A 9,592-nucleotide genomic window follows, 5' to 3' on the forward strand; every position below is an offset into this window, starting at 1 on the left:
CTTTGTTGCATATCAAAATCATGATTAAAAATGTATTCAGAAACATAATTACAAGCCAAGCGATATTGTTCCATCATATTAGTAAAACTCGGAGCAATATCTGCATTGGCAAGATTTAATTTTACTTTAACAGTAACTTGTGTTTCCATTAGGTTCACCTCACTTTCTTCACTAATAATTATAGCACTTTTGTTCGATAAATACATATCATAAGGAGGCGAAAGGGTAAAAAGTAGGTTCTAACGAATCTAAAGTGAGGGCTATCCCTCCAGTGGTTAAAACCACTGGTATCCCGCCCTAAATTAATGAAAAGACAGATATGTATGATGCTCCTTTCAACGCATCTTGGAGTGAAGCCGCAATTACGGTTAACAATTCATCCGTTGAAGGTGGAGCTCAAGACATTACTGGGTCCGTAACTGTAGTTCACATTGACGCAAGTACGGGTAAAGTCTTGAAGACTGAAGACTATGCCAAGACTACGGATGGTCAAATTGCCCACGATGCTAAACAAGGTACGGGCTATGTTACTGCTCCAGAAGAATTTGCCGGCTACAAGTACACAACGATGGGCTACCAATCTGCCCCAGCGGAAGGAATTATTAAGCAAGGAATCCAACGGGTGGTTTACCTCTATGTTCCAGCTGACAAGAAGGGGTCAGTTGACGTTGTTCACAAGACCACAGACGGTCAAATTTTGGCTGATGTTAAACCGGTGGTGACAGACGTTAACGTTGGGACTGCCTATGACACTGAAAAAGGTAACTTTAACGGTTATCACTTTGTTGGCATGGCTGAAGATTCAGCAGCTGCCGACGGAGTAGTTTCAGAAGGTATCAAGCACGTTATCTACCTTTACGAAAAGGACGTTACTCCAGAAGTGAAGAAAGGTAACGTAGATGTAACATATGTTGCCGAAGACGGTACGGTTCTAGAAGCAACTAGTGACGTAGTTAAGGACGGAGAAATCGGCTCAAACTATGAAACAACTCAAAAGAACTTCGACGGCTACCACTTTGTGCGGATGGGCGAATTCTCAGCCGACGCAACAGGTAATGTAGAAGAAGGTACTAAACACGTTGTTTACGTATATGCTAAGAACCCAGAAGAAAAGAAGGGCTCAGTAGATGTTAAGTACATCACTACTGATGGCAAAGTGCTTGAAGATGTAGCTTCAGTTAAGGATAACGCTCCAGTCGGTGAAGATTATACAACTGAAGAAAAGAGCTTCGATGGTTACCACTTTATTGGGATGGACAAGACTTCTGATCCAGCAACAGGTGTAGTAGCGGAAGGTACCAAGCACGTAATCTACGTTTACGAAAAAGATGTTACTCCAGAAGTAAAGAAGGGTAACGTTGACGTAACATATGTTACGGAAGATGGCAAAGTTTTAGAAGCAACTAGTGACGTAGTTAAGGACGGAGAAATCGGTTCAAACTACGAAACGACAGAAAAGAGCTTCGACGGTTACCACTTCGTGCGGATGGGTGAATTCTCAGCTGACGCTACAGGTCAAGTAGAAGAAGGAACTAAACACGTTGTTTATGTTTACGCAAAGAACCCAGAAACACCGGTAGAAAAGAAGGGTTCCGTAGATGTTAAGTACATCACTAAGGATGGGGACGTACTTGAAGATGTAACTTCAGTTAAGGACAATGCCCCAGTCGGTGAAGATTACACGACAGAAGAAAAAACTTTTGCTGGTTATCACTTCGTCGGAATGGCTAAGACTTCGGATCCAGCTACGGGAGTAGTAGCGGAAGGAACCAAGCACGTGGTTTATGTTTACGCTAAGAACCCAGAAACACCAGAAGTAAAGAAGGGTAATGTAGACGTTAAGTACATCACTAAGGATGGGGACGTACTTGAAGACGTAACAACAGTTAAGGACAACGCGCCAGTCGATGAAGAATACACGACAGAAGAAAAGACTTTTGACGGTTACCACTTCGTAGGGATGGATAAGACTTCAGACGCAGCCAACGGCAAGGTAACAGAAGGAACTAAGCACGTAATCTATGTCTATGAAAAAGACCCAACCCCAACGGTAGCAACTGATAAGTCCGAAGAAAAGAAGGGTTCAGTTGATGTTAAATACGTTGATACTGAGGGGAATGTTCTTGAAGGACCTAACTCAGTAGTTAAGGATGGGTTAGTAGGTAGTGATTATAATACTAGCGGTAAGACATTTGCTGGCTACAAATTAATTGGGATGGAATTAGGTTCAGCAAGTGCTAATGGCAAGGTAGTTGAAGGGACGCTTCATGTTATCTACCTCTACCAAAAGGTAACAGCCGATGTTCCTACAGCACCAACAGCTACTTCTGAAACTCCAACTGTGAATAAAGTTCAACCAAGTGTGACTGCAAGTGTTACTCCATCCGCAGCCCAACCTAAGTCTGAAAAACAAGCATCCACTCAAGTAGTTTTACCACAAACTGGTGAAACTAAGCAAAATTCATCTATGTTAGGTGTAATTGCCTTAGGGTTGGCAGGAATGTTAGGATTAGGTTTCAAAAAAGAAGAAAAAGAGGACAAGTAATTACTTTCAAAAGATAGGTTCTCTCTCAAAAAAGCAGATTTCGTAAGGGAGTCTGCTTTTTTGTTTGGTTAAAAAATAATGATAATTTTTTTAACGAAAATTTAGCTAAAAAAAGAATTAATTGGGCAAGCTTTTGCGAATCATATATATAGAGGGATAACTTTACCCACAATCAAAACTAAAACGAGAAACTTAGATATGACTAAGATTTTAAAACGAGAAGCCAACTACCCAATCACAATTCCAGCCAAGGTCCGCTTTGATTTACGCTTAACAGCTAACGAGAAATTACTTTACGGAGAGCTATACACGTTTGGTGGTATGGCAGGAACCTTTAAGGTTTCTAACCAACGCTTAGCGGCTTTATACCACGTGACGGTCAGGTCAATTTCAGCTTGGCTTAATAAGTTGGCTAAGTGTGGTTACATTGAACTTGCCAATTCCTTGGATAAAAATGAGCGGATTATCAGTTTTGTACCGGGAGTTGATCCGTTGGATAGGGATGGCTATCTTTACGATGAGGAAATAAGTCATGAGAAAGTAGTTGAAGCCGTGGCGGAACCAAGTGATAAGTATGACTACACGGTTGATACTAAGGTTGACCCGGAAGTGATTGAAGCAGAGATGACCGAACGCTTTGGAGCCATACCTGACCATGTGACCCCAGAACAAAGGGAACAGTTATTGATGGTAAGGGAGTCGCTTTATTACAAGCTCCATTCAAAAAATAGGCAACCTTATAATCAAATTCAAAATGTAGAATTGCGCCGGTCTATGTTCATTGATAGTGAAGTTAAAAAGGAATTCAACAAGTTAAAGAATCAAGGAGTTAAATTGACAATGGATGAAGAATACGTATTGATAAACAAGGTGACTGCGAGAGCCACCGAACAATTTAATAAAGAACATGGCATTAATTGTGAGAAGGAAACTTCTATGGAAGAAAATTTCTACCCCCTAGAGAAGAAATCTTCTAGGGTAGAAGTAAACTTCCAGCAAGAAGATAATTTCCAGGGGTTAGAAAATGTTGATAATACTGGGGTAGAAGAAAATTTCATGGGGAAGAATACTTCTAGGGTAGAAAATAATTTCCAGTCTAAGTTAGATAATATTAATTCAATAGTGGATAAGATTATTGTCGGCTTCGCCGACATAATTAAAAATATAAATAAACTAAGTGATTTAAGAACTACTAAGAATTTAATTTCTAATCAATCGGCGTAAGCCAATTGATAATAACCACTCTTTAAGTAAAGTGGAATATCTAGGCTAGAAGAAATTTTCGTAGGTAGGACAGGAAAAATTTTTCCACTGGGGAGGAAGTAAAATGCAAGCAGCAGAAAAGTGGGCGCAAGCAACAATTACAGACAATATTATTTTTTGGTGGATTTTTAGTGAGCATCCAGAGTTGTTGGAAAAATTACTAAAAATTTGCTTGCCTGGCTTTAAAGTCAGGCAAAATAGTGAGGGTTAATCGTGAAGAGGTTACGAAAAAAGATTTGGTTTATTATGGTCCTAGGTTCGATATTTACGCCGAAGATGAGTTTGGCACGATTTATGATTTAGAAATGCAAAATAGTGATAAAGGCGATTTAGCGGAACGAATGTCAATGTATAGTCAACATTTTTGATGTTGTTGATGTATTTTTATATCATATGGTATAATTTATGATATGAAAGCTAAAGAAGTTTTAGAAACCCTCCAAATTAGTCGGCAAACGTTACAAAGATGGCGGGAGCAAGGGATTCTCAAGGCTCGGAAACTGCCTAACGGTCGTTATGACTGGGACCCAGAATCAGTTTACGCCATTTTAAATAAGGGCGAACAACGTGGGACGTATCTTTATGCACGGGTTTCAACCCCCAAGCAAAAAACTGATTTGGAGCACCAAGTTGAGAATCTACAAACGTTTGCGATGAAGAACGGCTATCAAATTAACGGAGTCTTCCAAGATATCGCAAGTGGCATTTCCTTTGAGAAGCGAAAGGAGTTCTTTAAGCTGTTGGAGCTAGTGCTAGCACATAAGGTTCAACGGGTCATAATTACCCACAAAGACCGGTTAAGTCGGGTTGGCTTTGATTTATTCAAATACCTTTTTGCCAAATATCATGTGGAAATCGTGGTAATGACAGAAATCACCGATAAGAAGACCGACCAGCAGGAAATATTCGAGGAAATCATTAGTCTCTTGCACGCATTCTCAATGCGTATGTATTCAGGAAGACGTAAAAAGATTAAAGAAGATCTAAGTGACAATGAAGAAAGTGAGATGAAGACGCATGGCACAAAAGACGAAGAAAAACAAAAGGCTTCGCTATCAAAGAATCCGCCAAAATCAGACTGAACAACAGTATGACTACTTGACGGAACGCCATGTAATTCGCCCTTCACACCCTAAATACAGTGTATTAGATCATTTCAGCCACCTCGCTAATAACGTCTACAACCAAGGACTCTATCGAGCCCGGCAAGCCTTATTTAAGGGAGTGTGGTTATCTTACAACAAGCTAGATGCTTCTCTAAAGCAATCAAAACGTCAAAAGGACAACATGATTTATGGTTCGATGAAAAGCGTTCACTTAGTTCAACAGCAACTTAAACTGGTCGCTCGTAGTATGGATTCTTGGAATAAGGCTCGCAAGGCTTATGCCAAGAATCCAGGTAAATTCACGGGCCGACCTAAATTGCCAAAATACCGGACAAAAGGCGGACTAAGTACGATTATTGTCGACAACCAAACGGCTAAGTTACGCAAAAATGGCTATGTAGAAATTCCTTGCATGGACAAGTTCAAGATTAAACTGGCTCACCCAGAGACTACGGCAATCCAAGAAGTGCGAATTGTTCCCCAAAATCGGCGCTTTATTGTCGAAGTGGTCTACAAGACGAACCAAACAGTTCAATATAATCCGGATAACGGACGTTATTTAGGGATTGACCCTGGGGTCAATAATGCCTTTACCTTGGTAACCAACGTACCGGGAATTACGCCGGTAATTGTCAACGGTAAGCCAATTAAGGCGATTAACCAGTTTTACAATAAGCAACGAGCCCGACTAACTAGTATTCATGACTTGTTAGGTCAAAATCGTTCTAGTCGTCGGCTAACTAGTCTTGATTTCTTCCGCAACCAAAAGATGAATCGCTTCGCCCATGAAGCAAGTAAGCGTATCGTTGATTTTGCGCTAAGCCATGGGCTGAACACAATTATCATTGGTAAAAACAAGAGACAAAAGCAACGTTCTCGCATGAGTAAACAAAACAACCAAAACTTCATTGGGATTCCGCACTAAATAATGATTAATTTGATTAAGTACAAAGCTAATTTGGCCGGAATTGTGATCATTCAACATAGCGAAGCCTATACCAGTCAAACATCTTTCTTAGATAAAGAAGAGCCCATTCGTGAGAATGGGGATAAGGCCCGTAAACGCAAGGGTATTAGTCCGGCAAAACGACGGCTGAAGCGTGGACTGTATAAAGCCGATACAGGTCAATTAATCAACGCCGATGTTAACGGCGCCTTACAAATCATCAAAAAAGTAGTCCCGAAAGCTTTTGCGGACGGGATAGAGGGCATCGGATTATGCCCAGTCAAATGGTCTTTGCGATTTTAGGGTAGACCATTTCCGAAAGATTCCGAAACAAGTTCAACTGCCGAACTGACCGTAAAGTTGCCCCGGAGAAAGTCGTCACTTGACGATGGACGTTCGCTTTTGCGTGGATGGGTTGGTCAAAGTAAGTTACGAACGAGGGTAGCCTAAGCCACGTTTCGATATTATTTCATACGGTATGATTTGGTATCGGTTCAGCAGGAATCTATTATCTCAAGCGAGCCTGGAACGTAATGCACTCTTAGCAGGTGAGGATTTTAGGAAGAGGCGGCGAACGGTAGTAATTTTTATCTGTAATTTTGATGAAAAGACTGGCTGCTTATTACACGGTTCTAAGGTACTCAACTGTTTAGAGCTTAAATTTGACAACAAGGAAACAAATACTATAGTAAATTTAAAAGGTGAGTTAAGTGCTGAAAACACCGCCAGACAGGCACTTAATGCGTATTTTACAAAGCAAATTGTAAGTGATGAATTTACGGCGCAAATAGATCAGGCCCAGGCGGAAAGCTATTATGAGCAAGTGATGGCGCTTAGGGCCTAATAAGTAGATTAGTAGTGAAAAACCCTCTTTTCTTGTACCTAAGCAAGAAAAGAGGGTTAAGCTAGATTAACGGTGAGATTTTAAAAATTTTTTTAGTTCAGCTAGGAGAAGAATTAGGGCTGAAAAGCCGCCAATTACACTCCATTCGAGTAGAGATAAGGCTGTAACCTTAAAGGCTGTCTGCATAAAGGGCACGTAAGTTAAGAAGAGTTGGAAAGCTAACATGAGGGCGATGATTGCCCAGGCAGGTTTATTTTCTAAACTAGCCTTGCTGAAAGCTGGTTTGGGGGTTCTAATACTAAAGAAGTAGCAAATTTTACTAATGACAATCGTATTGACAACCATGGTGGAAGCACTAAGTTCACTAACTCCTAGTCGTAAGAACCATTCGTAGCCAATTAAGGCGAAGATAGCCATTAGACTGGAAACAAAGGCAATCTGCCATAAATCGGCCTTGGAAAACATTTTTTGAGTTCGTGAACGAGGGGGCTGATTCATCAGTCCACTTTCCGCTTGCTCAAAGACAAAGGCAAATTGAATAGTGATGGCAGAAACAAGGTTAATCCATAACAGTTGTGCTGGTTGGAGGGGAACTTCTTGGCCGGTTAGTATCGAAAAGGCAACGATTAGGCCTTCGGCAAAGGAGGTCGGAAGTAAGAAGAGAATACTCTTCTTGATATTGGTGTAAATTTTGCGGCCTTCCTTGATAACCGTGGCCATTGTAGCAAAGTTGTCGTCTGCCAAAATCATATCGGCTGCATCCTTGGCAACGTCGGTTCCCTTGATTCCCATCGCAATACCGATGTCTGCCTTTTTTAAGGCGGGGGCATCGTTGATTCCGTCGCCCGTCATTGCGGTTACTTGGCCTTGCTCTTGTAGGGCCGAAATAATCTCTAATTTATTTTGAGGAGTCGTTCGTGCGAATACTTGGTGGTCTAAGGCAGCTTGTTGTTTTTCTTCTTGGGAAAGGCAATCCCATTCGGCTCCCGTGAGGGCTTTGATTTTGCCTGGTGCTAGCCCCAATTGTTGTCCAATCGCTTGAGCCGTTTTGGGGTGGTCACCAGTAATCATCTTCACGGCCACTCCGGCTTGATTCATTTTTTTAAGGGCGGTGACTACTTCTGGGCGCGGAGGGTCTTGTAAGGCAGCCAAGCCTAACCAGGTAATTCCGGCTGCGAGCTGCTCATGGGTAACCTGTTTTTGCTTAGTAACTGACTTGTAGCCCAGGGCAATAACCCGTTTGCCTTTTTGGGACCAGGCGTTAGCACGTTTGGTCCACAGTGCTTGGTCAAAGTTTGAATTGCCTTTTTTCGCCATGGGAATTAGTTTGTCGGGGGAGCCCTTAACGAAAATCAGCTGTTCTTTTTGAGAATTTTCAACCAGGCGGGCGATGTAACGGTAATCCGAGTCAAACGGCAATAAATCTAGGCTGTGGTAAGTAGGAGCTGAGCTTTTTAACTTATGGTAAAGGGTTAAAAAGGCCCCGTCAGTTGCTTCCCCATTAATCGTCCAGCCGGATTCAGTTTGCTTGAGGATGGTGTCGTTGGCCTGGTAACCAGCTGCCAGCAGTAATTCCAAATTAGGGGTAAGTTGCGCTTTTGTTCCAGCGTGCAGAAGTTGTCCTTCTGGAGCGTAACCACTACCAGTTACTTGATACTGATTATCATCAACCCACAGGTCGGTAACGGTCATTTCATTTTTAGTTAGGGTCCCCGTTTTATCGGTGGCAATGACGTTAACTGAGCCTAAGGTTTCAACGGCCGGCATGGACTTAATGATGGTCTTTTGCTCTTTAGCGAGTTTGCTAACCCCAAAGGCCAGGATAACTGAAGTTGTAGCGGGCAGTCCTTCCGGGATGGCCCCCACAAGCATTGCCACTACGGCCAAGGCTAGGGCAGGGAGCGAGTAGATTTTCAGCATCAACCCGATGACAAAAACCACTAGGGAAATAATAATTGAGAGGTAGGAGACCACTTTACCTACCCCATCAATTTCTTTGATAAGTGGGGTTTTACTACTTTTAATTTGGGCTACTTCTTGAGAAATCTGCCCAATTTCGGTTTCATTAGCCGTAGCGACTACAATACCAAGGCCACTACCGGTGATGACAGAGGTCGAGGCAAAGGCCATGTTAGTTCGCTCAGCTAGGGGGATATTATTTGCGCTTAAAGCTAGCGGCGTTTTAGTAACCGCGGTTGTTTCACCAGTTAGACTGGCCTCTTCAATGCGCAAATTGTCTGCTTCCACAATCCTTAAGTCAGCAGGAACGTTGTCACCAGCTTCTAAGAAGACAACATCACCTTTGACTAAGTCGCTGGCAGCAACGTCTTGACGGGTGTGGTCACGATAAACCGTTGCATTTTGGGCTAGCAGTTCCTTAATTTTAGCTAAGGCGTTAGCGGCGCTGGTTTCTTGAAAGTAACCGATTAGAGAGTTGATGATGACCACCGCTAAAATCACCACGGCATCGGTGTAATGTCCAATCATTAGGGTCAGTAAAGCTGATAGGAGGAGAATATAAATTACGATGTTGTTAAATTGGCGTAAGAATATTTTCCACTTAGGTGTTTGTTTGCTTACTAACACGTTAGGACCATCAGCGGTTAATTTACTGTGAGCTTGGGCAGAAGTCAAGCCGGCCCTGAAATTTTCTTGCTCATAGTTAGTAGCTAGTTGCTTGATATCGACTTGGTAAATTTTTTTCATTAGTGAGTTCAACCTTTCAAAATTTAATCAGTGTGACAGTCAATTAGGTGAACTCACTCACGTTGAGAATAAAAACAAAGTTTAGGATTCGTTTTTAATTTAGACAACCTCTCTTTCTAAGTAATTTAACTAACTGAAACTTGAAAGCAAAAAAGAGCATAAAAATTCTCTATTCTCTTGAT

9 protein-coding genes are annotated in these 9,592 nt (G+C 41.8%); 8 read left to right on the forward strand and 1 reads right to left on the reverse strand.

The genetic code is table 11. The features are described from left to right. Positions 1-319: 319 nt before the first annotated feature. From FC14_RS08550 to FC14_RS08570, 8 genes are all read left to right on the forward strand, one after another. Positions 320-2,545: a MucBP domain-containing protein gene (locus FC14_RS08550; RefSeq protein ID WP_056977412.1), complete on the forward strand. Its 2,226-nt coding sequence runs from the start codon at positions 320-322 to the stop codon at positions 2,543-2,545. A gap of 198 nt (positions 2,546-2,743) precedes the next feature. Continuing rightward, a complete protein-coding gene (locus tag FC14_RS08555) occupies positions 2,744-3,769 on the forward strand; it encodes a helix-turn-helix domain-containing protein (protein WP_056977414.1) in 1,026 nt (341 codons plus the stop codon). A 103-nt stretch (positions 3,770-3,872) separates the two neighbouring features. Beyond that, positions 3,873-4,019 (forward strand): hypothetical protein, encoded by a 147-nt coding sequence (locus tag FC14_RS10640; protein ID WP_156655792.1) that lies wholly within the window; start codon positions 3,873-3,875, stop codon positions 4,017-4,019. After that, positions 4,009-4,176, forward strand: coding sequence for a hypothetical protein (locus FC14_RS10645; RefSeq protein ID WP_156655793.1), 168 nt, complete (start codon positions 4,009-4,011; stop codon positions 4,174-4,176). Before FC14_RS10640 ends, FC14_RS10645 begins: the two co-directional genes overlap by 11 nt. A 42-nt stretch (positions 4,177-4,218) precedes the next feature. Then, the gene (locus FC14_RS08560) at positions 4,219-4,890 is read left to right on the forward strand and encodes an IS607 family transposase (RefSeq protein ID WP_156655794.1); all 672 of its coding nucleotides are present in this window, start codon (positions 4,219-4,221) and stop codon (positions 4,888-4,890) included. After that, positions 4,826-5,839 carry an RNA-guided endonuclease InsQ/TnpB family protein gene (locus FC14_RS08565; protein ID WP_235804531.1) on the forward strand — a complete coding sequence of 338 codons (1,014 nt, stop codon included), beginning with the start codon at positions 4,826-4,828 and terminating at the stop codon, positions 5,837-5,839. The genes FC14_RS08560 and FC14_RS08565 overlap by 65 nt, the downstream gene beginning before the upstream one ends. A 3-nt stretch (positions 5,840-5,842) precedes the next feature. Further along, positions 5,843-6,163 (forward strand): transposase, encoded by a 321-nt coding sequence (locus FC14_RS10960; protein WP_235804532.1) that lies wholly within the window; start codon positions 5,843-5,845, stop codon positions 6,161-6,163. 175 nt (positions 6,164-6,338) lie between these two features. Beyond that, a complete protein-coding gene (locus tag FC14_RS08570) occupies positions 6,339-6,704 on the forward strand; it encodes a hypothetical protein (RefSeq protein WP_056977416.1) in 366 nt (121 codons plus the stop codon). 66 nt (positions 6,705-6,770) lie between these two features. Here FC14_RS08570 and FC14_RS08575 read toward each other — a convergent pair whose 3' ends face one another. After that, the gene (locus FC14_RS08575) at positions 6,771-9,410 is read right to left on the reverse strand and encodes an HAD-IC family P-type ATPase (RefSeq protein WP_056977418.1); all 2,640 of its coding nucleotides are present in this window, start codon (positions 9,408-9,410) and stop codon (positions 6,771-6,773) included. Positions 9,411-9,592: the final 182 nt, after the last annotated feature.

Origin of the sequence: Ligilactobacillus agilis DSM 20509 (genome assembly GCF_001436215.1) — a bacterium.
Classification (GTDB): Bacteria; Bacillota; Bacilli; order Lactobacillales; family Lactobacillaceae; genus Ligilactobacillus; species Ligilactobacillus agilis.

What these genes read in the sequence shown, in the direction of transcription:
- FC14_RS08565 (WP_235804531.1), top strand. Translation starts at nt 4,826, where the DNA reads ATGGCACAAAAGACGAAGAAAAACAAAAGGCTTCGCTATCAAAGAATC.
- FC14_RS10640 (WP_156655792.1), top strand. Translation starts at nt 3,873, where the DNA reads ATGCAAGCAGCAGAAAAGTGGGCGCAAGCAACAATTACAGACAATATT.
- FC14_RS08570 (WP_056977416.1), top strand. Translation starts at nt 6,339, where the DNA reads ATGATTTGGTATCGGTTCAGCAGGAATCTATTATCTCAAGCGAGCCTG.
- FC14_RS08550 (WP_056977412.1), top strand. Translation starts at nt 320, where the DNA reads ATGTATGATGCTCCTTTCAACGCATCTTGGAGTGAAGCCGCAATTACG.
- FC14_RS08575 (WP_056977418.1), bottom strand. Translation starts at nt 9,410, where the DNA reads ATGAAAAAAATTTACCAAGTCGATATCAAGCAACTAGCTACTAACTAT.
- FC14_RS10960 (WP_235804532.1), top strand. Translation starts at nt 5,843, where the DNA reads ATGATTAATTTGATTAAGTACAAAGCTAATTTGGCCGGAATTGTGATC.
- FC14_RS08560 (WP_156655794.1), top strand. Translation starts at nt 4,219, where the DNA reads ATGAAAGCTAAAGAAGTTTTAGAAACCCTCCAAATTAGTCGGCAAACG.
- FC14_RS08555 (WP_056977414.1), top strand. Translation starts at nt 2,744, where the DNA reads ATGACTAAGATTTTAAAACGAGAAGCCAACTACCCAATCACAATTCCA.